Annotated in this window: 26 protein-coding genes and 1 rRNA gene; 20 read left to right on the top strand and 7 right to left on the bottom strand. The window is 40.2% G+C overall.

Features of this window, described 5'->3' with window-relative positions:
- Window positions 1-104: ribosomal RNA gene (gene rrf / locus MTN97_RS16990) — 5S ribosomal RNA — on the top strand; the annotation flags it as partial.
- Between the two features lie 832 nt (window positions 105-936).
- Here rrf and MTN97_RS16995 read toward each other — a convergent pair.
- The 3 genes from MTN97_RS16995 to hslR all read right to left on the bottom strand — a co-directional run bounded on the left by MTN97_RS16995 (window position 937) and on the right by hslR (window position 4,018).
- Window positions 937-2,475, bottom strand: a complete 1,539-nt coding sequence (locus tag MTN97_RS16995; protein ID WP_193051139.1) for a phosphoenolpyruvate carboxykinase — start codon at window positions 2,473-2,475, stop codon at window positions 937-939.
- 262 nt (window positions 2,476-2,737) lie between these two features.
- Window positions 2,738-3,583 carry an Hsp33 family molecular chaperone HslO gene (hslO, locus tag MTN97_RS17000; protein WP_008113427.1) on the bottom strand — a complete coding sequence of 282 codons (846 nt, stop codon included), beginning with the start codon at window positions 3,581-3,583 and terminating at the stop codon, window positions 2,738-2,740.
- A 12-nt stretch (window positions 3,584-3,595) separates the two neighbouring features.
- On the bottom strand, window positions 3,596-4,018 hold the full coding sequence (gene hslR, locus MTN97_RS17005) for a ribosome-associated heat shock protein Hsp15 (RefSeq protein WP_010392996.1): 423 nt from the start codon (window positions 4,016-4,018) through the stop codon (window positions 3,596-3,598).
- 196 nt (window positions 4,019-4,214) lie between these two features.
- On the opposite strand from hslR, the gene gspC reads away from it, so the two are divergent.
- The 13 genes from gspC to MTN97_RS17070 all read left to right on the top strand — a co-directional run bounded on the left by gspC (window position 4,215) and on the right by MTN97_RS17070 (window position 16,244).
- The gene (gene gspC / locus MTN97_RS17010; protein ID WP_010392999.1) at window positions 4,215-5,159 is read left to right on the top strand and encodes a type II secretion system protein GspC; all 945 of its coding nucleotides are present in this window, start codon (window positions 4,215-4,217) and stop codon (window positions 5,157-5,159) included.
- Between the two features lie 23 nt (window positions 5,160-5,182).
- Window positions 5,183-7,246 carry a type II secretion system secretin GspD gene (gene gspD, locus MTN97_RS17015; RefSeq protein ID WP_138563766.1) on the top strand — a complete coding sequence of 688 codons (2,064 nt, stop codon included), beginning with the start codon at window positions 5,183-5,185 and terminating at the stop codon, window positions 7,244-7,246.
- Window positions 7,239-8,804, top strand: coding sequence for a type II secretion system ATPase GspE (gspE, locus tag MTN97_RS17020; RefSeq protein WP_010393003.1), 1,566 nt, complete (start codon window positions 7,239-7,241; stop codon window positions 8,802-8,804). The genes gspD and gspE overlap by 8 nt, the downstream gene beginning before the upstream one ends.
- Before the next feature lie 2 nt (window positions 8,805-8,806).
- Complete coding sequence (gspF, locus tag MTN97_RS17025; RefSeq protein WP_075169550.1) at window positions 8,807-10,042, top strand: type II secretion system inner membrane protein GspF; 1,236 nt, start codon at window positions 8,807-8,809, stop codon at window positions 10,040-10,042.
- Window positions 10,043-10,111: 69 nt separating this feature from the next.
- Entirely contained in the window at window positions 10,112-10,534 is a 423-nt protein-coding gene (gene gspG / locus MTN97_RS17030) for a type II secretion system major pseudopilin GspG (protein ID WP_010393008.1), read from the top strand.
- A 49-nt stretch (window positions 10,535-10,583) separates the two neighbouring features.
- A complete protein-coding gene (gene gspH, locus MTN97_RS17035; protein ID WP_010393010.1) occupies window positions 10,584-11,171 on the top strand; it encodes a type II secretion system minor pseudopilin GspH in 588 nt (195 codons plus the stop codon).
- Window positions 11,171-11,545, top strand: coding sequence for a type II secretion system minor pseudopilin GspI (gene gspI, locus MTN97_RS17040; protein ID WP_138608178.1), 375 nt, complete (start codon window positions 11,171-11,173; stop codon window positions 11,543-11,545). The genes gspH and gspI overlap by 1 nt, the downstream gene beginning before the upstream one ends.
- Window positions 11,546-12,211: a type II secretion system minor pseudopilin GspJ gene (gspJ, locus tag MTN97_RS17045; RefSeq protein ID WP_010393015.1), complete on the top strand. Its 666-nt coding sequence runs from the start codon at window positions 11,546-11,548 to the stop codon at window positions 12,209-12,211.
- Entirely contained in the window at window positions 12,211-13,197 is a 987-nt protein-coding gene (gene gspK, locus MTN97_RS17050) for a type II secretion system minor pseudopilin GspK (RefSeq protein WP_248474951.1), read from the top strand. The genes gspJ and gspK overlap by 1 nt, the downstream gene beginning before the upstream one ends.
- Window positions 13,194-14,402 carry a type II secretion system protein GspL gene (gspL, locus tag MTN97_RS17055; protein WP_248474952.1) on the top strand — a complete coding sequence of 403 codons (1,209 nt, stop codon included), beginning with the start codon at window positions 13,194-13,196 and terminating at the stop codon, window positions 14,400-14,402. Before gspK ends, gspL begins: the two co-directional genes overlap by 4 nt.
- A complete protein-coding gene (gene gspM, locus MTN97_RS17060; protein WP_248474953.1) occupies window positions 14,399-14,872 on the top strand; it encodes a type II secretion system protein GspM in 474 nt (157 codons plus the stop codon). Before gspL ends, gspM begins: the two co-directional genes overlap by 4 nt.
- A 3-nt stretch (window positions 14,873-14,875) precedes the next feature.
- Window positions 14,876-15,634: a type II secretion system protein N gene (locus tag MTN97_RS17065; RefSeq protein WP_036980435.1), complete on the top strand. Its 759-nt coding sequence runs from the start codon at window positions 14,876-14,878 to the stop codon at window positions 15,632-15,634.
- Window positions 15,635-15,656: 22 nt separating this feature from the next.
- Entirely contained in the window at window positions 15,657-16,244 is a 588-nt protein-coding gene (locus tag MTN97_RS17070; protein WP_248474954.1) for a UPF0149 family protein, read from the top strand.
- A 12-nt stretch (window positions 16,245-16,256) separates the two neighbouring features.
- Here the strand turns inward: MTN97_RS17070 and MTN97_RS17075 are convergent, their stop codons facing one another.
- Both MTN97_RS17075 and MTN97_RS17080 read right to left on the bottom strand, forming a co-directional pair.
- Window positions 16,257-16,463 carry a hypothetical protein gene (locus MTN97_RS17075; RefSeq protein ID WP_013464260.1) on the bottom strand — a complete coding sequence of 69 codons (207 nt, stop codon included), beginning with the start codon at window positions 16,461-16,463 and terminating at the stop codon, window positions 16,257-16,259.
- Window positions 16,463-16,822, bottom strand: coding sequence for a hypothetical protein (locus tag MTN97_RS17080; protein ID WP_069439166.1), 360 nt, complete (start codon window positions 16,820-16,822; stop codon window positions 16,463-16,465). The genes MTN97_RS17075 and MTN97_RS17080 overlap by 1 nt, the downstream gene beginning before the upstream one ends.
- A gap of 282 nt (window positions 16,823-17,104) precedes the next feature.
- Here MTN97_RS17080 and ccoG point away from each other — a divergent pair, with 282 nt between their 5' ends.
- The 4 genes from ccoG (at window position 17,105) to MTN97_RS17100 (ending at window position 20,908) form a co-directional block, all read left to right on the top strand.
- Window positions 17,105-18,535 (top strand): cytochrome c oxidase accessory protein CcoG, encoded by a 1,431-nt coding sequence (gene ccoG / locus MTN97_RS17085; protein ID WP_036980430.1) that lies wholly within the window; start codon window positions 17,105-17,107, stop codon window positions 18,533-18,535.
- Between the two features lie 81 nt (window positions 18,536-18,616).
- Window positions 18,617-19,591 (top strand): serine/threonine protein kinase, encoded by a 975-nt coding sequence (locus tag MTN97_RS17090; RefSeq protein WP_248474955.1) that lies wholly within the window; start codon window positions 18,617-18,619, stop codon window positions 19,589-19,591.
- A gap of 35 nt (window positions 19,592-19,626) precedes the next feature.
- Window positions 19,627-20,250: a thiol:disulfide interchange protein DsbA/DsbL gene (locus tag MTN97_RS17095; RefSeq protein ID WP_248474956.1), complete on the top strand. Its 624-nt coding sequence runs from the start codon at window positions 19,627-19,629 to the stop codon at window positions 20,248-20,250.
- Window positions 20,251-20,269: 19 nt separating this feature from the next.
- Window positions 20,270-20,908 (top strand): thiol:disulfide interchange protein DsbA/DsbL, encoded by a 639-nt coding sequence (locus MTN97_RS17100; protein ID WP_008113400.1) that lies wholly within the window; start codon window positions 20,270-20,272, stop codon window positions 20,906-20,908.
- Window positions 20,909-20,981: 73 nt separating this feature from the next.
- On the opposite strand, the gene trmA is transcribed toward MTN97_RS17100, so the two are convergent.
- Window positions 20,982-22,079 (bottom strand): tRNA (uridine(54)-C5)-methyltransferase TrmA, encoded by a 1,098-nt coding sequence (trmA, locus tag MTN97_RS17105; RefSeq protein WP_128583690.1) that lies wholly within the window; start codon window positions 22,077-22,079, stop codon window positions 20,982-20,984.
- Between the two features lie 164 nt (window positions 22,080-22,243).
- On the opposite strand from trmA, the gene MTN97_RS17110 reads away from it, so the two are divergent.
- Window positions 22,244-23,368 carry a DUF5610 domain-containing protein gene (locus MTN97_RS17110; protein ID WP_248474957.1) on the top strand — a complete coding sequence of 375 codons (1,125 nt, stop codon included), beginning with the start codon at window positions 22,244-22,246 and terminating at the stop codon, window positions 23,366-23,368.
- Window positions 23,369-23,434: 66 nt separating this feature from the next.
- Window positions 23,435-24,223: a glutamate racemase gene (murI, locus tag MTN97_RS17115; protein WP_248474958.1), complete on the top strand. Its 789-nt coding sequence runs from the start codon at window positions 23,435-23,437 to the stop codon at window positions 24,221-24,223.
- On the opposite strand, the gene MTN97_RS17120 is transcribed toward murI, so the two are convergent.
- Window positions 24,186-24,665 (bottom strand): RNA recognition motif domain-containing protein, encoded by a 480-nt coding sequence (locus MTN97_RS17120; protein WP_013464268.1) that lies wholly within the window; start codon window positions 24,663-24,665, stop codon window positions 24,186-24,188. The genes murI and MTN97_RS17120 overlap by 38 nt on opposite strands.
- Between the last annotated feature and the right edge of the window lie 396 nt (window positions 24,666-25,061).

Genomic DNA, 25,061 nt, shown 5'->3' on the forward strand with positions numbered 1-25,061 from the left:
TAGCGTTTTGGACCCACCTGACCCCATGCCGAACTCAGTAGTGAAACGAAACAGCGCCGATGATAGTGTAGCATTTGTTATGTGAAAGTAGGACATTACCAGGCTCCAAATACAAGAAAGCCCGATTCGAAAGAGTCGGGCTTTTTTACGTCTGCAGGAAAGTGAAAAGCACACACTCACCCAGCACCTATCGCGCAGGTTGGGCGAGCGAAGCGACTCCCGACGCATAGAGAGTATCCCATTTGTTATGTGGCTTTCCATCGCTGTGGGCACTACGACATTACCATGCTTCAAATACAAGAAAGCCCGATTCGAAAGAGTCGGGCTTTTTTACGTCTGCAGGAAAGTGAAAGTATTAGCCGTCAGCCGTCAGCCGTCAGCCGTCAGCCGTCAGCTATCAGCTGCACAGCGTTAACCTCAGAGCCAACGCATTCCATTAAAAACATTAAATGTACCTTGCTATGTGGCTCTCTAGCGCTGTAGGCACTACGATATTTTACTGCGTGGTCACTACGAAGTAGCACACTCACTCCAAAAGCAAGCAAGACTCGAATGACTTGAGCCTTCTTGTGATCGTAGGAGTTTACCAGTAATAGCTAGTGTTGTTTGATGTGCTCTAACAGGGTAAAGAGTGAGGTATTGGACAGATATACCCTACAGTATTGTTTCATTGCTGATGACAACCCGTAACTGTACTAATGTGACATAGTTTAATAGCGTTTAATTTGAGATATACAAACTAGTAACTGCTACTTTAAAGCTTAATAGGCACTCGGTGAGCCTTTATTAAGAAATGCACAAAACATAGGGAAACGTTTTAGCTAATAGGTGGCTTATCAGCAATTATTAAAGTAACTACGTTGCTGAAGTAAAATAGATAGGATCAAAAACGCCAACTCAAGGTTGGCGTTTTAATTATCAGGCTAAAGGTGATTATTAAACTTTAGGGCCTGCGTTTTTAATTTCGTCAGATACGTCGTATTTAGCAAAATTTTCTGTGAAATCAGATGCTAGCTTAGCCGCATACTCTGCGTATTTAGCTTTGTCTTCCCAGGTATTGATTGGGTTAAGAAGCTTGCTATCTACGCCCGGTACTGCAACTGGTACGTCTAGGTTTAGCACGTCAATGTGTTGGGTTTCTACACCGGCTAATTTTCCAGATACGATTGCATCCACAACAGCTCGTGTTGTTGGGATATCAAAGCGCTTACCAGTACCGTAAGGGCCACCTGTCCATCCTGTGTTGACAAGGTAAACTTTAGCGCCGAATTCACGTACACGCTTCATTAGAAGCTCTGCGTATACACCTGCAGGGCGTGGGAAGAAAGGAGCACCAAAACAGGTTGAGAATGTTGATTCAATATCGCTAGTAGAACCAATTTCTGTAGAGCCTACTTTTGCTGTGTAGCCACTTAGGAAGTGAAATGCTGCAGCTTCTTCGGTTAGTACAGATACCGGCGGTAGTACACCACTCACATCACATGTTAGAAAAACAACAGCCTTAGGTTCACCTGCGCGGTTTTCAACTTTACGTTTTTCAACGTGCTCTAGTGGGTAAGCTGCACGGCTATTTTGAGTTAGGCTGGTATCGTTGAAATCAGGAACACGGTTTTCATCAAGTACCACATTCTCTAAAATTGTACCGAATCGAATAGCATCCCAGATAACAGGTTCGTTTTTCTGAGAAAGGTCGATACATTTAGCGTAACAACCACCTTCGATATTAAATACACTACCTGGTGCCCAGCCGTGCTCGTCATCACCGATTAAGAAGCGAGTTGGATCTGCTGATAATGTTGTTTTACCTGTACCAGATAAACCAAAGAATAATGCGGTATCGCCTGCTTCACCTACGTTAGCAGAACAGTGCATTGGTAATACACCTTTCGCTGGTAGTAGGAAGTTTTGCACAGAGAACATCGATTTTTTCATTTCACCCGCGTAGCGCATGCCAGCAAGTAACACTTTACGTTGTGCAAAGTTAATAATAACTGTGCCATCGCTATTGGTACCATCGCGCTCTGGATCACATACAAACGAAGGTACGTTCATTACTTGCCACTGAGGAAAGTCGGCTTTGTTGTATGATTGTGGTTGGATGAACATATTTTTAGCGAAGATATGGTGCCAAGCAGTTTCTGTTGTTACAACCACTGGAAGGTAGTGCTCTGGATCAGCGCCTACTTCAAGGTGAGAGATAAAGTGGTCGTTGCTTTGCACATGTGCTTCTACACGTGCCCATAAGGCGTCAAACTTATCTGCATCGAATGGGCGATTTACATTACCCCATTGGATTTCATTTTCAGTACTTGATTCTTGAACAATAAAACGATCTTTTGGAGAACGACCGGTACGACGACCAGTGTTAGCTACAAAAGCACCATTGGCGGCTAAAGTCCCTTCGCCACGGCTGATAGCGTGTTCGACAAGTTCAGCTGCAGTTAGATCGACAAAACGGGTAGCGCTTGAAGTCATGTTTATACCTAAATTGTGTGAGATTGAACGGGATAGCTCTGGGTCTTAGTAACCTTTAAGCTGCAAATATAGTAACAGATGGATTAAGGATATTCGAGCTTATAAACGCCGTAAAAACATATAAATTAAGGAAAAAACATGAATAATTTCAATGATACCGGTGTCATGAAAAATGCTCAGCTTGTGATACCGGTGTCATTTTTTGGGCACAAAAAAGCCATAAAAAATTATGGCTATTTTATAGTGTGTTTTAAAAGCTAGATTAATTAAATATACTTTTTATATCTTGTTCGTTAAATACATAATCTTTTAAACAGTAATGACAGCTAATTTTAATCTCACCATTTTTTTCGACATCATCCAAAAGCGTTTGTTGACCAACATTAACTAAAGCTGTCATCGTTTTTTCGCGATTACAGCCACATTTAAATTGAATTGGTTGAGGGTCAAATACGCGTGGGTTATCTTCATGATAAAGGCGCGTTAGAATAGTATTGGCATCAAGCTCTAGTAGCTCCTCATCTTTAATAGTATTGCTGAGTGCTTCTAAGTGAGCAAAATCTTCAATCGATTTTTGTTTATCTACAGGTAGCACTTGTAAAAATAGCCCACATGCTTTGGCGCAGCCTTCTTCAGTATCGGTTGCAAACCAAAGGCGCGTCTTTAATTGCTCAGACTGCTCAAAATAGCTTTCTATACATTCACTTAATGTATCATGCTCTAAAGGTACTATACCTTGGTAACGCTCACCTTGAGTTGGAGTAATCGTGATAACCATGTAGCCTTGGCCAATGAGCTCTTTTACCGTTGAGCCAGTAACTTCATGTTGTAATCGCGCAATACCACGCATATTTTGTTGATCATCACCATTGATCACCGCATATTTTACGGGGCCATCACCTTGTAGTTGAACTGCAATTTCGCCTTCAAACTTTAACGTTGCTGTTAATAAACAGGTTGCAACAAGCAGCTCACCTAATAATGCTTTAACGGGCTCTGGATAATTGTGTTTCGCAATCATTTCATTGTAAGCGTTGTCTATTTGTACGAGTTCGCCACGAACATCGAGGTTGTCAAATAAATAGCGGTGAAGTAAATCTTGTTGCATGAGCGGCTATACCTAACTTGATTTCATTTTTAAAAGTTCGCGCCTTTGCTTTTTATCTGGTTTTTTATCCGGATGAGGAGCAAAGAAACTGTTATTTTTGCGTGCAATACTATTTTCTTCACGCTTAGCAATACTAGCATCAGATTCTTGATACATGGTCTGTGCAATGGGGGCGCTTTGGCGCTTTTCAAGTATATTTAATACTGTGATGGTTTTTTCATCAACGCCTTGAGCTAGCTTTATAACTGCGCCAATTTCTACAATTTTACTAGCCTTACTGCGTTGCCCATTATAATGTACTTTGCCGCCTTGTACCATTTCTCGAGCTATTGCACGCGTTTTATAAAATCGAGCCGCCCATAACCATTTGTCCAACCTCACTTTAAGTGCGTCAGCGTTTTCTGAGCTGTCATTGAGTTTAGTTTTCTTTGTCATAAAACATCCCTAGTAAATTTACTGCCTAGGTAAATTATCACGAAACCGTTACCGCATGTAGCTATTGCTTGATAGCTGATACGATAAATAAATTAATCTGTTTACAAAGTTTAATATTAGCGTGCTTGTTGAATGAAAAATGAAAAGGTACTATGGCTGAGTGATTTCGTTATAAATTAAAATAAGAACACTACCTATGGAACAGCACGTTCAACAATTTAAGCAGTTATTAAACCGTTTACCGCATGCGAAATTAAGCGCAATGGTTATGGTTTTAGTTGTTGTTTATATTGCATTTTTATTATCAAAACTGATGTGGCTATTATGGCCGCAGCCAGTAACATCTCCTCTTGCCCCTATCAGCTATTCTAACCAAGCTGTGGGTGGCAATAACCAGTCTGTAGATTCGATCATTGAGCAATTTTTATTTGGTAAAGTAAATGTAACAAAAAACACCAATACTGCTTCGCAAACTAAAGTCATTAATAATGCCCCTGAAACGCGTCTTAGTATTAATTTAACCGGTATCGTTGCTGTTAGTAATGATGATAAGGCGGGAATGGCTATTATTGAGTCGCAAGGTCGCCAGACGAGTTATTTAGTAGAGGATGTGGTGCAAGGTACACGTGCAAAAGTATCGCAAATACTCCCAGATCGTGTGATTCTAGATGTAAGTGGTCGCTTTGAAACCTTAATGCTTGATGGACTCGACTTTACCAAAACAGTGTCTATGCCGGTACTCGCTGCGCGAGATGAGTCTGAAATGGGGCCTTTAGCGCCTTCAGCACAAAGCGATGAACAAATTGATGCCACTGCCAACCTTGAGGTGAAAGAAGCATTAATAGAAACTCGCGAAGAGCTTTTAGAAGAACCTGGCAAGCTATTTGATTATATACGTGTTTCTCAAGCGATGAATGATGGTGAACTTATAGGTTATCGTTTGAGTCCAGGTAAAGAGCCCGAACTATTTAAACAAATGGGATTACAAAATAACGATTTAGCCGTGGCAATTAACGGTTATCAATTAACAGATTTAAAACAGGCAATGGCAGCAATGAATGAGCTGCGAAACAGTACAGATGCAACTATCACAATAGAGCGTGATGGTGAGCAAATAGATGTACTATTTAGTCTGCAATAACTTAGCTTTGGAGTTTTAACATAATGGTTCAGGTGCTACACCTCAAAAAAATTAAAAAAGGGTTAGCTAAGTATGCAGCACTTTTTTTAGCGGCAAGTCTTTCTATGTCGGTTGCTGCTGTTGAATATGCTGCTAACTTTAAGGGCACAGATATTAATGAGTTTATTAATATTGTTGGCAAAAACCTTAATAAAACCATCATTATTGATCCTAACGTGCGTGGCAAAGTAAATGTACGTAGTTATGAATTAATGGATGAGGCGCTTTACTATCAGTTCTTTTTAAATGTTTTAGAAGTTTACGGTTATTCAGCCGTTGAAATGGATAACAACATAATCAAAATAGAAAAAAGCTCAGATGCTAAAAAATCAAACGTGCCATTAATTACTGCTGATAGCCAAGCGCTTGGCGATATGATGATTACACGGGTTGTGCGAGTTAAAAATGTAAGCGTACAAGAATTAGGTCCTTTAGTTCGCCAATTTAGCGACCAAAAAGACGGTGGTCACGTTGCTAACTTTAATGCGGCCAACGTCATGATGCTAACTGGTCATGCAGCCTCGGTTAACCGCTTAGTAGAAATTATTCGCTCTGTTGATCAAGCGGGTGATAAGCGAGTCGATATCGTTAAGCTCAAGTTCGCAACAGCTGATGATGTTGTCTCTGTAGTAGAGAATATTTATAAAGATAGTGGCAAGGGTAGCGTACCTGAGTTTTTAATTCCTAAAGTCGTAGCTGATGGTCGTACTAATAGTGTGATTGTCAGTGGTGAAGGCCAAGCACGCACACGTGCCATTGAGCTCATTAAACGTTTAGATGGTGAACTGGAAAGCCAAGGTAATACCAAAGTGTTTTACCTCAATTACGCAAAGGCCGAAGATTTAGTAAAAGTACTCCAAGGTGTGAGCAAATCGCTGGCAGAGGATTCAAAAGGTGGGGCAACCAAAACTCGCAGTAGCAATAAGAACGACACTAGCATTGAAGCTCATCCAGATTCTAATTCATTAGTTATTACCGCTCAGCCAGATACGATGCGTTCACTAGAATCTGTTATTGCGCGCTTAGATATTCGCCGCGCACAAGTACTAGTGGAAGCCATTATTATTGAAGTAATGGAAGGCGATGGCGTTAACTTTGGCCTGCAATGGATTTCAGAAGAAGGCGGCATGCTGCAATTTAACAACGGTACAACAGTACCTGTTGGCTCTTTAGCCGTAGCGGCTGAGCAAGCCCGTGATAAAACGGTGACAAAAGTGGTCACTGGTAGCGAATCAGGAAATGCAACACCTTACGAAGAGACAAAAGAAGGCGACTACGGCCCGCTTGCGTCATTACTTGGTGGTATTAATGGGTTAGCTATGGGGGTAATTAAAAATGACTGGGGCGCAATTGTTCAAGCGGTTTCAACCGATACTAATTCTAATATTCTAGCGACTCCATCTATTACCACTATGGATAACGAAGAGGCGTCTATTTTAGTTGGTCAAGAAGTGCCTATTATTACCGGTTCACAAACCGGTAGTAACAATGAAAATCCATTTCAAACGGTTGAGCGTCAAGAAGTGGGTATAAAACTTAAAGTGACACCACAAATTAACGATGGTTCTGCAGTGCAATTAACCATTGAGCAAGAAGTTTCTAGTGTAAGTGGTGCAACGGCAGTTGATATTTCAGTCAATAAGCGCGCAATTAAAACAACCGTAATGGCAGATGATGGCGGCATGGTGGTATTAGGCGGCTTGATAGATGAAGATGTACAAGAAAGCGTGTCAAAAGTGCCATTACTAGGCGACATCCCTATTTTAGGGCACTTATTTAAGTCAACTAATACAACAAAGCGTAAGCGTAATCTTATTGTATTTATAAGACCGACCATTATTCGCGATGGCGTTAGTATGAATAAACTTAGCTTTAATAAATATAACTTTATTCGCGGTGAACAATTTAAAAAACGTGAAGATGGTATTAATTTAATGCCAATGTCAGACACACCTATTTTACCTGAGTGGAATGACGAATTGTTGTTACCACCAACGTATGAAGAGCATTTACGCAAACAAAATGCACAAGAGCGTAATGATGACTAATGCGATAGAAGATATTAATCAAGATGTTGTTCATCCAATTACTCACAGTAATGATGAACAGCTTGCTCAAGATGACTTAATTGAACTGCCTGCAAAACGTTTGCCGTTTTCATATGCCAGACGAGTGGGTGCGTTACTTAGTAAACATAAGGATAACCGAGTTGTTTACTACCGTGGCGAGCTTGATGTTGATGTATTATTAGAAGTGCGTCGTATTGCAGGACATGGCTTTACACTTGAGCAACTAGAAGATGATAAGTTTGAGCTATTACTAGAAGCATCGTATCAACGTGACAGCTCAGAAACTCAGCAAATGATGGAAGATATTGGTAATGAGGTTGATTTATTCTCACTAGCTGATGAGCTCCCTCAAACAGAAGACTTGCTTGCCGGTGACGACGATGCACCTATTATAAAGCTGATTAATGCCATGCTCAGTGAGGCAATTAAAGAAGGCGCCTCTGATATCCACATTGAAACGTTTGAGCAAGAGCTGGTTATTCGTTTTCGGGTGGATGGGGTACTTAAAGAAGTTCTAAAGCCTAATCGTAAATTAGCCTCTTTGTTGGTATCGCGTATTAAAGTAATGGCCAAACTCGATATTGCAGAAAAACGCATACCGCAAGATGGCCGTATTAGTTTACGTATCGCTGGGCGCGCTGTAGATGTGCGTGTGTCGACTATGCCATCGAGCTTTGGTGAGCGAGTGGTACTGCGTTTGCTTGATAAAAACAATGCACGTTTAAACCTAGAAGACTTAGGTATGACAGCTCGAAACCGAGAGCTGTTTGCCGACTTAATTAGCAAGCCTCACGGTATAATTTTAGTAACAGGCCCTACAGGCTCTGGTAAAAGTACCACGCTATATGCAGGTATGAGCCAAATTAACTCGCGGGATCGCAATATTTTAACGGTTGAAGATCCAATCGAGTACGAAATTCCTGGCATTGGCCAAACACAGGTTAATACCAAGGTTGATATGACTTTTGCCCGTGGTCTGCGCGCTATTTTACGTCAAGATCCTGATGTAGTTATGGTCGGTGAAATACGAGATTTAGAAACAGCCCAAATTGGTGTACAAGCATCACTTACTGGCCACTTAGTTATGTCTACGTTACATACTAATACCGCCTCAGGCGCAATCACTCGTATGGAAGATATGGGCGTTGAGCCGTTTTTATTATCGTCTTCATTACTAGGGGTATTATCCCAGCGCTTGGTACGTACTTTATGTAATAGCTGTAAAGAAGGTCACGTTGCAGATGAGCGTGAATGTGAATTACTCGGCGTACCGTTTGACAATGCTCCGACGATTTACCGCGCGGTAGGATGTGAAGAGTGTAACTTTAATGGCTACCGAGGTCGTACTGGTATTCACGAGTTATTAGTCGTCGACGAAACCATTCGTGAAATGATCCACAGCGGTAAAGGTGAGCAAAGCGTAGAGAAATACATTCGTAAGCACAGCCCAAGCATTCGTCAAGATGGCTGCAGCCGTGTGCTTGCAGGTAAAACAACGCTTGAAGAAGTGCTGCGCGTAACGCGTGAGGAAGGCTAACTATGGCAGCGTTTGAATACCGCGCATTAGATGGCCGGGGAAAAGAAAAAAAAGGTATTTTAGAAGCCGATACAGCTAAGCAAGTTCGTCAGCTTCTGCGCGATCAAAAGCTTACACCACTTGAGGTGGTGCCTGCTGCGCAAGATGACAAACAAGTTAAAGGTCAAAAAGTACCTTTACTCGGTTCTTTATTTAAACCAACCATATCAACTGCCGATCTCGCTTTGATTACACGTCAACTTGCAACCTTAATTCAGTCTGCCCTTCCTGTAGAAGGGGCGGTAATGGCGGTTGCTGAGCAGTGTGAAAAACCACGCTTAAAACGTATGTTAATGTCGGTGCGCTCTAAAGTAGTGGAAGGTTATACCCTGGCTGATGGGATGAGTGAGTTTCCGCATGTATTTGACGATTTATACCGCGCTATGGTGGCGGCAGGTGAAAAGTCAGGTCACTTAGATCAAGTGCTCAACAGGCTAGCTGATTATACCGAGCAGCGCCAACATATGCGCAGTCAAATTACGCAGGCTATGGTGTATCCGATTATTTTGGTGGTGTTTGCTATTGGTATTGTTTCGGTGTTATTAGGTACCGTAGTACCTAAAATATTAAAAACGTTCGAAAAAACCAAACAAGTTTTACCTTGGACTACCGAGTGGGTTATGGCGGGTAGTCATTTTGTGCAAAATTACTGGTTTATAAGTTTACTGGTGATCACCGCTACCGCGGTTGGAATCAAGTATGCGCTTAAAAAACCTAAGGTACGGTTTTGGTGGGATGCAAAAGTATTACATATGCCAGGCATAGGTAAAGTTGCTAGAGGGATTAACACAGCGCGCTTTGCTCGTACTTTAAGTATTTTATCGTCAAGTTCAGTACCGCTACTAGAAGGAATGCGTATTTCTGGTGGGGTATTAGTTAACGAAAAAATCAAACAAGCTGTGGCTGATGCCGCAGAAAGAGTAAGTGAAGGGGCGAGTCTTCGTGCTTCACTACAGCAAACTAAGTTGTTTCCACCAATGATGCTACATATGATAGCCAGTGGTGAAAAGTCTGGTGAACTTGAGCAAATGTTAGAGCGAGCCGCTAATAATCAAGATCGCGAGTTTGAAAGTATGGTCAATGTGTCATTAAAATTATTAGAACCCGCAATGATTGCCTCTATGGCAGTCATTGTACTGTTTATAGTAATGGCAATTTTGCAGCCAATTATGGCAATGAATAAGGCTGTTGGCCTTTAATTATTTTTTATATTAATGATTTAATTAAATCATTTTTGTTTAGTGTTTTTAGAATAACGAGGTAATAACGTGAATAAACAATCAGGTTTTTCTTTATTAGAAGTGATGGTGGTATTGGTTATCATCGGGATGATCATGTCGATTGTGGCACCTAATATTATGGGTCAGCAAGAAGAAGCGGCTATTGATAAAGCGCATTTAGATATTCAGCAGTTAGAAGATGCCGTTAGCCTTTACAAGTTAAAAAATAAAAGCTACCCGAGTACAGAGCAAGGGCTTGAGGCGTTGGTAACTAAAACCAGCATTGAGCCTATCCCAAAGCGTTTTCCTGATGGCGGTTTTATTAGTAAATTGCCAGAAGATCCATGGGGCAACCCTTACCAACTTATTTACCCAGGTGAAGTAGGTAAAATTGATATTTTTTCAATGGGGCCTGATGGCGAACCGGCTACTGAGGATGATATTGGTAACTGGGGTGAAGATAAGCAGTAATGGGCATTAACTTAATCATACGCTTAAACTTAGTTGATTGGGGTTTACCATGCGGGTAAACCTTAAGCACCTGAGTGCGAAGCAATATGGTTTTAGTTTAATAGAAATTTTAGTGGTATTGGTGATCATCGCCTTTGCCACCAAAATGGTGGTATACAGCTTAGATGGCGGCGCAGAGGAAGAGCTAGATAAGCAAGCAAGTAGGCTGCATACCACCATTAATGCCGCATCGGAATTTGCCGTACTTAATCAGGTAGAGTTAGGTTTATTAGTTGATCAAAATACGCTTGAGTTTTTAGTGTTTGATGGCGAAAAGTGGACCAGCTTTGAGCGGGAAGAGTTATTTAAACCAATTGAGTTTGACCAGCAATTTAAAGTAACACTTAATCTAGAAGACCTACCTTGGGCACAAGATAACTTATTAGAGCAGTCTAACTGGCGTGAGTTAATGAGTGGCGATAATGAAGATAGTTTATTAGAACTTAAAAAATTAAAAGTTCCTCAAGTACTTCTTTTATCCTCTGCTGATGTAAGTGCATTTCAGCTTATGCTTGAGTTAAAAGATCAGGCGGAGCCGGTATATTTTATTGAAGGTAAATTTGCAGCGCCAGTTGATTTTCGTCGAGAGCCCCAATAATGAAAAAATACCAAGGTTTTACCTTATTAGAAGTCTTAGTTGCGCTAAGTATTTGTGCTATGGCGGGTATTGCTGCAATGCAAGCAACTGGTGAGCATATTCATCACTTATCGAGTATTGAAGAGCAAACGTATGGCTCATGGGTAGCCGAGAATGTATTGGTAGAACAACGAACGAAAGGCGAAAAATGGCAAGGTAAAAATGGTACCCGCGGCACTGAGATGATGGCGGGGATTGCATGGTTTTGGCGCCAAGATGTTGTGCCCACTGCTGATAAGAGCTTTGTAAAGGTCACTATTAATGTGTTTACAGATGATAAGTATGAAAATTCAATTTATGAGTTAAGTACTTACTTAAATAAAGGTAAGCCATAAGTGAAGCAGCGCGGTTTTACATTATTAGAAGTGATGGTGGCACTAGGGGTGTTGGCGTTTGTTATTATGGCCACCCACCAAATACTTGATACCACCACGCGTGCCAAAGAAGCATCAGATGAAAAAATTGCTGAGCTAAATGGGTTACAAACAGCCTTCAGGCTAATGGATCAAGACTTTAGCCAAATGACTAAACGCCAAGTGCGTAATGAAGCTGGGGATTTTCAAGAGAGTTACTTACTTGCAGGGCGCTACATTTTAGAAAGCCAGCTTGATGGCATTGCCTTTGTGCGTGATGGTTGGATGAATCCCATTAATTTACTTCCTCGCTCAGAGCTGCAAGCTGTTGGTTATCGAGTAATTGATGACAACTTAGAACGAGTATATCGCATTTATGTTGATCAACTTGATAATATGGAGCCTCGTAGCCAAGTTGTTTTAGCTGACGTAGAAGAGCTTAAATTTGAGTTTTTAGATGGTAACGCAGAGTGGCAAGAAAACTGGCAAATTAAGGCGTTACCTAAAGCGGTCGCTGTAACGTTAAAGCAAATGAACGCAGAACCAATTAGGCGCGTTTTTTTAGTGCCAGGACTCGGTAAAGAGCTACCAAAACCGGTTAATGATGGTACTAACCAATCGCAACCAAATGGCCGAGGAACGCCTTGATGAATCAAAAAACATCACGCGGCGCGGCGTTAGTTATTGTGTTATTTATTGTCGCGCTGGCTGCTATTTTAGCCGTAGAAATGAGTGCGAACTTAATGTTACAGGTACAAAGAAGTACTAACTTGCAAAGTCAGCAACAGGCTAAATGGTATGCTTACGGCGCTGAAGAATTAGCTATTAAAGGCTTAATTCAAAGTAAAAAAGACGATCCAGAAAAAACCACCTTAGCGCAGCCGTGGGCAAAGCAAGGTGATGTTAAGTATCCAGTTGATAACGGCACGTTAAGCGGTCAGTTAACTGATTTACAAGCTTGTTTAAACTTAAATGCGCTTGGTGCTGAGCCCGACCCAAACAGTACTAATAAAACGAACCCTGCGCATAAAGCGTTGTTTGCCATATTAGAAAATATAGAAGATTTACCCAGTGATGAATCAGAAGAAGGGATGGCCGACAGTGTGTTTGATTGGCTTGATGAGAACAGTATAACCTATCGCTCAGGAGCTGAAGAAGGCGAGTATTTATCGCGTCAGTTTCCATATATGACGGCTAATAGCTTATTTGCATCGGTGTCTGAACTGCGTTTAATTAAAGGGTTTAATCCTTTGGTTATGGAAAAAGTGCTGCCTTTTGTCTGTGTGATCCCAGGTAGCACATTACTTTCAATCAATGTTAATACAATCACTGAAGAGCAAGCATTATTACTCAGTGGCTTAATAGATGAACTTAGTGTTTCAGGCGCTCAAGCGGTAATTGCAGCGCGTCCTGAAAATGGTTTTGATAATATTGAAGAGTTTTTTGAATCTGTATTACAACAAGGTGGTAAAAACATCAAAGCAGTAGAAAAACTTTTTAGTGTGAAAAGTGAATATTTTAAATTACAAACGCAGGCAAAATTTGTTGATTTGCGTTTTTCGATGACCACATTACTGTATGCCAGCAATGGCGAGGTAACGATACTGGCGCGAAAATTTGGAGGCGTACAGTGACAGAGATACTGTTGATCCGCACGGGTCAAACCGAACAAGACTTACTTAACTGGTTAATATACTCACCACAAGAACAAGAAATAATAGCCAGTGGCGAGTTACAAAATGCCAGCCAGTTAAGTGAGTTAACTGAAAAAGCATCAACCCGAGAGCTCGTGGTACTTTTACCATGCGACCAAGTGCAATTAAAAACGGTGATACTGCCAACTAAATGGAACCGTAAACTAGAGCAAGCACTCCCTTATATGCTCGAAGAGGATATTGCCTGTGATATAGACGACATCTATATTGCGCTTGGGGAGCCAACGATGGTTGAGGAGCAGCATGCAATTAGGGTTGCGCTAATGAACCGTGATTGGTTTGAGCACTGGTTAGAGGTGTTTGAGCAACACCAGCTCACTGCTCATAAAATAGTGCCGGATGGCTTGTTATTGCCCAGTGCAGAAGAGCCTTGTGTAGCCGCAATTGAGCTCAACAAGCAATGGCTATTTAAAAAAGGTGACTGGCATATCGGTGCGGTTGAAAGCAGCTGGTTAAAGGAATATCTAACGGCTTTAGGTAACCCTGATATAAAACATTACAGCCCTGCAGAGCAATTTCCCGAAACGCTTACCTTGCATCCGCAAACCAGTGACTATGAGCTGCCGTTAGCATTATTTGCTAAGCAGTTAGATCAGCTTAAATTTAATTTGCGTCAAGGGCCTTACACGATTAAAAAGAAAACGGCTTTATGGTGGGGTTACTGGAAAAGTGCCACCATAATTAGTGTTATTGCTTTGCTATCGAGTGTGGCTATTAAAGCGGTTGAATTACATCAGCTTAATTCGCAGCTTGAGGTAGCTAAATCACAAGTAGTAGAGCGATTTCAAAAAGCCTTTCCAGGCACGCGGGTGCGCCCTCACTTAATTAAAAATCAAATACAGGGAGCACTGGATAAAGTACAAGGTACGAGCGATGCTGGCTTTTTAGATTTAACCAGCAAGCTGGTGAGTGTATTTTCACAAGTGAGCGAATTTACACCGCAAACCTTACGTTTTGATAAGCGCCGTAATGAATTACGTATTCGTGCTCGTGCAAAAGACTTTCAAACCTTTGGTAAGGTTAAAGCCATTCTTGAGCAGCAAGGTGTGACTGTTGAGCAGGGGTCGTTAAATAATGATGGTGATTATATCGTCGGCGAAATTAGACTGCGAGGTGCACAATGAAACAGCCGTTCATGAAATATTGGGGTTCATTAAAAGAGCAAGAGCAGCAGTTAATAATGGTTGCGGGTGGTGTATTTATTATTTTTGTTTTGGTAATGGGTATATTTAGACCCTTAAATACGGCAATAGAAAATGCGCAACAATCACAAATAAAACAACAAGAATTGCTAGCATGGGTAGACGACAGTATCGTTAAACTTAAAGCAGCAGGAAAAGCGCAAGCGGTGAGCAATCAAAACCTCAGCCAAATAGTGAATAATACGCGCGGTCGTTACAGCATTAATATTAGTAAAATGCAGCCAAATGATAATTCACTTCGTTTAACACTCGACTCAGTGGAGTTTAATCAATTAATCCAATGGATTGACGAGCTGGTTAATCAGCATGGTTTAAGCGTAGAAAATTTAGATTTAAGCCAAGATGATAAATCCGGTTATGTACGCGTTAGCCGTTTAGTATTAGAGAAGTAGTTAATGAAAAAAATAATAATTTTATCCATCGTTTTTGTAATTAGCTTTCTTGTTTTTAGCGTTATTAAATTGCCCGCTGCAGTGGCTTTAAATTTTGCTAAACCTTACTTACCTGCGCAGTTAGAGGTAGGGCAAACTTTTGGTACGCTATGGCAAGGTCAAATAATGCAGCTTCGCTTTCAAGGTGAACAGTTGAATAATGTACGTTGGGATATATCAGGCTGGTCAATCTTTAAAGCTCAAGTGAATACTAACTTACGTTTTGGTAATCCTCGCGAACGTGATGACATTTCTGGGTATGCAGATATTAGTTATTCTCTCACAAATGATGAACTTAGAATAACTGATACTGTAGTGCGTTCAACGGTTGAGCGCGCTATGCAGCGCATTGATTTACCGTTACCGGTTACTGCTAAAGGACGCGTTATTTTAGAGCTCGATGAGTATGTTTCAGGCGCTCCTTATTGCCAATCATTACAAGGTGAAATAGCCAGCCCTGATATTGATGTGCAAGGACTAGCTGGCTGGTTTAATATAGGCGATTTAAGCGGTAAACTAAGTTGTAAGTCGGGCGATGTAGCCATACTTATCGAGCCAAATAATAGATTAGGGTTAGAGGCTGATGCTACACTAAAAGCCAATTTTGATTTTAAAGTAGCGGGATATGTTAAACCTGATCTCACTTTACCGAAAGAAGTCCATGACGCGGTGAAGTTTTTAGGTAGACCAGATAACCAAGGTCGGTATCCACTTAAATTTTAATATTTTACAAAAAAGAGTTTTAATGCAAATACCTCAGTTTACTGAGCAGCACGCCAAGCTGCTCAGCGAGTTTTTAACTACCCAGCCTGGCGCTATGAGCCTTATTCAAAGCCAAGGTTACTTATTTGGCACTACTTGTTCACCTGAGCCATTAGAAGTACATCAATGGTTAGAGCAAATTCTACCTAATACCGCGAATGACCTTGATGAAGACATGTTGTTTTTGTTTATGGCATTACATCACCAAGTAAGTGAACAAGTATTTGAACTTGGTTATAAGTTACCCGCTGAGTTTGACCTTGAGTTTTGTCAGCAGTGGTCTGCAGGTTTTTTAACTGCAAGCCAAACGTATACTCATAAGTTACTTCAGAGTGAGCAACTAGATATTCAATACAAGCAAGCGCTTGAAAGTGCACAGGCGACTCTTAGCTTTTTTGCATTAGATAAACCAACGATTGCACAGATTGCACAGCAAAATAATATCGATGAATTACATTTGTGTGCGCAGCAGTATGAATTAATGGGCGACTTTGCGTTAGGTTTTGCTGAACTTATAGAAATTGTCGCGCTTAATAGTGGTTTGTATACCGATGAGGGGTGGGATGAATAAGTAGGTAAAGCCTTAAGCGCCAATCTCTAATTCAATATCAGTGCAACCTTGTTTGCACTGTATTACTCCCTTACCAGGTTCGCTGGTGGCTAAATTTAACGTTAATACACCCTGGCAATGCTCACATTTAAGTGTTTTACCTTGTGCCAACTGCTTAAGCATAGTGCGATGTTTGTGAAATGAGTTACTTGCTTTTTTATTTAATCCAGAAAAATCCATTATTTCACTCTCGATTGCGCTAATGACTCTTTGATAATGCGACATACCGTTGTTAAACGTTCTGAATAAAAGTAAAGGTTTAGATCGCCTTGACGACAATAGCGTAGTTCAAACAACTTTACTGACTCATCATTGGTAAACGTTTTATTAATATAGTCTTCTTCGGATCTTGAAAGTGCTAACTGTTTATTGATTTTGTTTCTTGTCATGGTTGCGACAGGAAAACGATCAACTTTAGTTGTGCTGCTTAACAAGCCTATACCATCACCGAGTAAGCGCTCACGAGGCTCTTTTACCAAGGGGTGATCAATGGTAAAAAATGCTAGGATCACAACCACTAGTATAAAAAATTTCTTCATAAATACACAAACCTTGATCCAAACAACACGTTAGTAGCCGGCAAGTGTAATAAAATACACCTTAAAAGCAAGTCACAAGTTGAATAAATTATTAGCAATCTAGTCAGTAATTTTAGCCAATATGCGTATAATAAGGGGAGTAATTAGATATTTCTGAAATATCTGAAAGTATACAAGTGCGACCTAAAGCGTATTATGTTTAGCATGTAAGTTGCTACACTTAGGCGAAAAGTACAAAAAGATTGCTGAATTTTTATTTCCTAGCGGCGTTGAGGAACTTCAATGGATAAGCAAATTAAAGTAAAAAACATACCAACAGAGGTTAAGATCCAAAAACCCGATCTGAGCCGACAAGAAGATAGATTTAACCCACGCAACCGTATTTATGTGCGTGCTGTTTCAGGGCTCCATCAATTACTAAGACAACGTATTGGCTTTTTAGGCATGCTGGCGTTTATGTTATTGCCATGGATCAACTTTAATGGTCAACAAGCTGTTTTATTTGAGCTAATGGAGCAAAAATTTAATATTTTTGGCTTAACCCTGTGGCCACAAGATTTCACCATTCTTGCATTTATATTTATGCTAGCAGCGTTTGCCTTATTTCTGGTTACCACTTTTTATGGTCGAGTGTGGTGTGGCTATACATGTCCGCAAACAGTATGGACCTTCATTTTTATTTGGTTTGAAGAAAAGTTTGAGGGCAGCGCTAACCAACGTAAAAAGTTAGATCAACGGCCGATGGATTTTGACAAGTTCTGGCGTAAAACAGCTAAGCACACTAGTTGGGTATTATTTTCTTTATATACTGCGTTAACGTTTGTTGGTTACTTCACGCCTATTCGCGAACTACTGCCTGAATTTGTTACCTTTAATGTGGGCGGTTATGCCTTAGTTAGTATTATTGTATTTACTATTTGTACTTATGGTAATGCGGGTTGGATGCGCGAAATTATGTGTTTACATATATGCCCATACTCACGTTTTCAGTCAGCAATGTTTGATAAAGACACCTTTACTGTAAGCTACGATGAAGCGCGTGGTGAAAACCGCGGGCCACGTTCGCGTAAACAAGACCCAAAAGAGTTGGGTTTAGGTGACTGTATTGACTGTAACTTGTGTGTGCAGGTTTGCCCAACCGGGATCGATATTCGTAATGGTCTGCAATATGAGTGTATAAATTGTGGTGCTTGTATTGATGCCTGTGACGGCGTAATGGATAAAATGAATTACCCTCGGGGCCTTATCTCTTACACCACCGAGCGTAATTTAGAAACACCGGAGAATAAAACCCATCCGCTGCGTCCAAAGCTGATTGGTTACAGTGTTATTTTAATCTTACTTACCGGTGCGCTGGTTGCTAATATCGCCATGCGTAAAACCATGGACTTTGATATTATTCGCGACCGCAACCAGTTGTATCGTGTCGATTTTAATGGTTTAGTTGAAAACACCTACACCTTAAAAGTGATTAATAAGGCACAGTACGAGCAAACGTTCTCTATTGATGTAACGGGGTTAGATAATTATAAATACTTAGGTGATACTACCTTTACAGTAAACGCTGGTGAATCGCATAATGTACCGCTATCACTGGTAATGGACCCTTATGATTTAAAAGCGCCAATGACCGAGTTTAACTTTGTGTTGTCGCCAATAAACGAGCCCGATAATAAAATATCGCAGCCAAGCAACTTTTTTAAAGCACGATAAGTCGCTTTATTAAAGGCAAACGAGCACTGTTATTAACAAAAAAGCGGGATATTCCCGCTTTTCTTTTTATATAAGAAGTATATGAGTAAATTTAGCTTTATTGACTTAACCCCAGATCTTATTTTGGATGCCATAGAAAGCGTGGATATTTATGCTGAGTCAGGGTTGTTAGCGCTAAATAGCTACGAGAATCGGGTCTATCAATTTGTGGCCGAGGGTGCAAAGCGTTACGTCGTTAAGTTTTATCGCCCTGAGCGCTGGAGCAAAGCGCAAATTCAAGAAGAGCATGACTTTGCTTTTGAGCTAGCCGCCGCTGAAGTACCGGTGGTGGCGCCAATAAAACACAATGGGCAAAGCTTGTTTGAACATCAAGGGTATTTATTTACTTTGTTCCCAAGTGTAGGCGGGCGTTTATTTGAGGTGGACAATTTAGATCAACTCGATGTGCTCGGGCGTTTAATCGGTCGTATGCATCAAGTAGCCAAAACGAAACCCTTTACTCAAAGACCGACCATTACCTGTGATGAATATTTAGATACAGCTAAAGTTCATTTACAAAAAAGTAAGTTAGTCCCTATGGGATTAGAGACTTCCTTTTACACTATTTTAGATTTAGTCATTGCCCAAGCGCAGCTGCAATATAAAAATGTAGACAGTATTCGCTTACACGGAGACTGCCATGCTGGTAATATTTTATGGGCTGGGGATGCGCTGATGTTTGTTGATTTAGACGATAGCCGCCAAGGACCTGCAATTCAAGATTTATGGATGATGCTCAGTGGCGATCGACAAACACAGCTGTTACAGTTAGACACTTTAGTGAATGCGTATGAAGAGTTTTGTGATTTTGATCACTCACAACTGAAGCTGATCGAACCGCTTCGCGCCATGCGTATGATTCATTACATGGGTTGGGTTGCAAAACGTTGGAGTGATCCTGCTTTTGTACGGAACTTTTCATGGTTTGCAGATGACAAATACTGGGAGCAACAAATTTTAGCGCTTAAAGAGCAGTTTGCAGCTTTGCAAGAAGCCCCGTTAAAATTATTGCCATAATATTTTTATTTTAAAAGAAGTATAACGAGATATTCATGCTTAAAAAATTAAAACTAAGTTTACTGATCCTATGTTTACCTTTTGCAGCATTAGCTGCTAACTTTGAAGCGGGTAATCAATACACTGTAATTGATGTTGAAAAAAGTAAAACCCCGAATGTAACCGAGTTTTTCTCTTTCTATTGCCCACATTGTTTTAAATTTGAGCCGGTAGCCAAAGGGATTGCAGAAAACTTACCTGAAGGGGCTGAATTTGTAAAAAATCATGTCAACTTTTTGGGAGGCGTTTCACCACAAGCGCAAAGTAATTTAAGCTTTGCTTACTTAATCGCAAAAAAGCATGGTCAAGCCGAAGCAGTAACAGCGCAAATTTTTAAAAGCATCCATATTCAGCGTGCACCATTAACAGAAATTAAAGACGTTAAGAAGTTATTAGAGCTTAACGCAATTGATAACAGCACATTTGATAATGATATTGCTAGTTTGCCTATCATAGCAGCTGAACGTGCCATGCAAGATAAGCAGAATAAATATTCTGAGCTTGGCGCATTAACTGGCGTACCTACATTTATCGTAAATGACAAATATAAAATCAATATTAATACAATCAAGAGCCAACAAGAACTTGATGCGTTAATTAGCTTTTTACTAAAACTATAATTTTTGGAGCACCATAATAATGATCAAATTAGTTAAAGCAGGGTTGCTTGCTGTATTACTCCCTTTAGCTGCAACCAGTTTTGCTGCCACTTACGAAGAGGGCGTGCATTACGATGTCGTCTCTGATCGTGCAACCAGAAAACCAGAAGTAAAAGAGTTTTTCTCTTTTTACTGTCCTGCGTGTAATAACATGGAACCACTGCTGGCCGAAATCAAACCTAAGCTAGATAAAAACGTAAAGTTTAAGAAAAGCCATGTAGATTTTGTGGGTGTACGTGACCCAGAACATCAAACCATGATCAGCCAAGCATTAGCTACAGCTGAAGTACTACCTCAAAAAGATAAAATTATTTCAGCGATGTTTGATCATATCCATGCAAAGCGTGCACGATTTAATGAGTTGGCAGATGTAAAAGACGTATTCTTAGCGCAAGGCGTAGATGGCGACAAGTTTGATAAATTATTTGAAAGCTTCTCGGTACGTACACTTAGCTCTAAAATGAAACGTGACCAAGATTACTTTAAAGGCAAAGGGGCACTTCGTGGCGTTCCTACGTTTATCGTTAATGGTAAATACAAGCTTAACCTAGGTGGTGAGTCAGGCATTTCATCGCCAGAAGATGTAAGCGCACTCATTAATTACTTAGCAAATAAATAAGTAGTTTGGTTAAATAAAAAAGCTCCTTAAGGAGCTTTTTTATTTTTACAACGTGCGCTGTTTAATGCTTTTTTTATTTACGTTGTAAAAACACACCAGATTCAATGTGGTGTGTATAAGGGAACTGATCAAATATTGCAAAGCGCTTAACCTCATGGGTTTGCGTTAAGTGATCAAGGTCGCGCTCTAATGTGTCTGGGTTACATGAGATATAAATAATATTCTCATAGTTAGCCACTAAGTCACACGTAAGCGTGTCCATGCCTGCTCGAGGCGGGTCGACTAAGATGGTTTGGCAGTTGTAACTACTAAGGTCAATGCCATCTAGGCGAGAGAAAGTACGCTCGCCTTTCATTGCCTGAGTAAACTCTTCGCTCGACATGCGAATAATATCTAAGTTAGTTACTTTGTTTTGAGCAATATTATATTGCGCTGAATGCACAGACGATTTTGATATTTCTGTTGCCAGCACTTTATTAAATGAGCCCGCAAGTGCAATTGAAAAGTTTCCGTTACCACAATACAGCTCTAGTAAATCATTGTTTAGTGGTTTACATAACTCTTGTGCCCACTCTAACATTTTAATATTTACCTTCGCATTAGGCTGAGTAAAGCTATTTTCTACCTGCTGATAGATTAGCTCTTGGCCATTCACCATTAAGCGCTCAGTAACAAAGTCATCGCCCAATTTTTCTTTTTGCTTACGTGCACGGCCAATAAAGTCAATTTTGTACTGGCTACTTAGTTTTTCTTTTAAGGCATTGATCTCAGTTAACCAGTGTTCATCAAGTGGCTTGTGATATAGCAAGCTCACTAAAATTTCACCACTGAGGGTTGATAAATAATCTATTTGAAATAATTTACGACGCAGTACTTCGCAGCCTTTTAAATTTTCAATCATCACCTGCATAACTTCACCTACTAAAGGAGCTGCAGGGTCAAAGGTATCAACACGTATTTTATCTTTTGTTTGTTGATCAAACATAATATGAAACAGATCGTCACCATCGTGCCATACTCTAAATTCTGCACGTTGGCGGTAGTTAATGGGCTCAGAGCTAAATACTTCTAACTGTTTTACACCAAAACGTTGGAATTGCTCTGTAATACGCTGCTCTTTTTCATTTAATTGTGCATCGTATTGCGTGGTATCTATATTTATAACTGCCATTAACGGTATAACCTTATCGTTGAGATCTGTTTATCGGCGCTATTGTAGGGGGCGAAGCGTATTTGTCTAGTTTTGATCAAATATAGTGAGCTTTTTTTGAGCATTTTACTACAGCATAGGCTTTCTTGGCCGATATAAGAGTAAGTCTAAATAGGAGTCCTCTCATGAAAATAGGTAACTTTAGTTTTGTTCCACACAGCAATGCCAATAAATACAATACTAAACAAGCAATGCCACAGCCTAAAATAGACTCGCCACCAACTAGTTATCAGCAACGAGGAAAAGAACTGGCTGCTGCCATATTAGGTGACAAAATGGCAAAAGAATTAGGTTTGCCGGTTGCTGAAGCGAAAAAAGACAAACCACTGTTTGATTTTAATGAAGTCGTAAAAAATGTTTTAGACTTTGTTACAAGCTCGGTAAAAAAAGCCAAAGCCAATGGTGCCGATAACGACAAACTGCAAGATATGCTAAATCAGGCACGTAAAGGAGTGCAAACGGGTGTTGATGAGGCTGTGGATGAACTAAAAGGCATGGGCGTATTTAATCAAGAACTTGAAGAGGGTATTGATAAATCTAAAGAGGGTATCTTTAGGGGCCTCGATAAATTTGAGCAGAACTTATTTAACCCTCAACCTGCAAGCGTAACTGTAAGTCAGGCGCAATATGTAAGTTTAAGCAATAGTGCTGATTACACATTCACCACAGCAGAAGGTGATGAGGTGAGTATTAGCTTTGCAGATGCTTATCAATCGCAATCATCTAGTCGCTATCAACAAACAGATGATTCACAATCATTTAGTACGCAATTTTCTGAATCCCGTGAGCTCTCTTTCTCGATGTCAGTAAATGGTGAGCTTAATGAAGACGAGCAGCAAACCATAAATGATTTAATGGCAGAGTTACAAGATGTCAGTAAAACCTTTTTCAGTGGCGATTTAGACAAAGCATTTGAACAAGCCCAAGAACTCAGTTTAGGGAATGAACAGCTGGTGGCATTCTCAATGGACTTACGTCAAAGCAAAACCGTTGCTGCCATTAAAGAGTATGAACAAATTAAGCCAACATCAGAAAAAGCCATTGCCGAGAGTGTTGCCCCTTTTAATGATGATCTAAAATCGGCTTACTCTAAAGCGCACACCCTAGGATTAGAAAGCCAGCTATCAGGTATCATTCAATGGCTAAATCAAGATCAACAAGAAATAGATAAACTGGTTGATTACACTAACACCATGTTTGAAAACTTAGATAAATTAAGCGCCGCTACTGCAAAGCTAGGCACTGAGTAAAACTACTTTCTTTTACAAAAGCCACATGGCAAACTGCCGTTCTTAGTAAAGAGTAGGAATGGTAGTTTGTTAGCGCACATCATGGTATTTGATTCAGGTATAGGTGGAACCACCGTGCTTGAGCATATTCAGCAAAGCATTCCTCATGCTCAATACAGCTATTTTATGGATAATGCATTATTGCCATATGGCGCACAGTCGCAACAAACCATCATTAATCGACTATGTGGATTGATTCAATTTATTAAAGATGAGTCACTAAATGTCGACTTAATTGTTATAGCCTGCAATACCGCCTCAACATCAGCGTTAAGTGCGGTACGTCAAATTACCGATATTCCTATTGTTGGGGTAGTACCTGCAATTAAACCCGCAGCGCAATTAACGCAATCAAAACATATAGGTTTATTGGCAACTCCCGCAACGGTATCAAGCCCGTATACTGATGCACTTATAAAAGAACATGCCTCATCGATAACCACAAGTTTATATAGTAGTGTTGAACTGGTTACTTTGGCAGAGACTCTCTTTTTTACCCAGCACTTAGATCTCGATAAGTTGCACACTGAGTTAGACCGATTAAATATTAATAAAGATATCGATGTACTGGTATTAGGCTGTACTCACTTTCCTATTTTAGCTAAACCAATTAGTGATTACTTTAATACGCAAGTACAGTTATTAGACTCTGGTGCGGCCATTGCTAAGCGAGTTAGTTATTTACTCAAATTAAGTAATAATCAAGCAGGCATAAAAAAGCCGCTGCACTATTATGCAACGGCTGATGTATGTAGTGATAAATTAGCGGTTAAGCAAGTTACACTGTTTGATCCGACTCTGAACGATAAGAGTTAGAATCATCTTCTTGTTTTTGTTTTGCTTCACGTACTTTCAAAGTACGTTGTTGGAACTCACTATCGTTTAGTTTAGCAATTGCATTATCAGCATCTGCTTGTGCCATTTCAACAAAGCCAAAACCGCGACGCTTGCCAGTATTCTTATCTTTTAACAAACGAACGTTAAATACTTTGCCTTGCTCCTCAAATAAAGTACGAACTACACCTTCATTTGCACGATAAGGAAGATTGCCAACATAAAGTGTTTTTGTTTTTACTTCGGCTTCTTCTGTACTTACTGATGACATTGCAGCAATAACAAGTCCACCAATTAATAAACCGGCACCGAATAGAAGTGCAGGGTCTAATGCTAGGCTTGCAAGCGCAAACTTAACGATAACAAAACCAACAACAGCAAGAATAACTGCGAAGATAAAAGATTTTTGATCGGGTAATTTCATTTTGATCTACCAATAAACAGGAAATAAACATTAATTTAACATTGTGAACTTGCTATCTTAACGTCTTAATTGAACATAGCAATGAAATTTATAGCAAATAGTTAATAAGAGTGTAAAAAACAACCGATAGTAAGGCGTTTCTTTACTATTTCAGCCTCGTTTGTTTGAAACTTGAGCAAACGGTAAAAAGATCTAAAAAAAAGGTTGATCTGTTTTCGGATCTCCCTATAATGCGACCCCACTGAGACGGCAGAACGCAACGCATAGCGAGGCATGAGCTACTCAGAGAGTTAAGTAAAACTTAAGTTTAAATCATCGAAAGAAAGTTTAAAATTAAGTGTTGACTCGAAAAATAAAGGATGTATTATACGCATCCCTAGCGACAACGTCGCAACG

This window comes from Pseudoalteromonas sp. 2CM36K, assembly GCF_023161865.1.
GTDB lineage: Bacteria > Pseudomonadota > Gammaproteobacteria > Enterobacterales > Alteromonadaceae > Pseudoalteromonas > Pseudoalteromonas tetraodonis.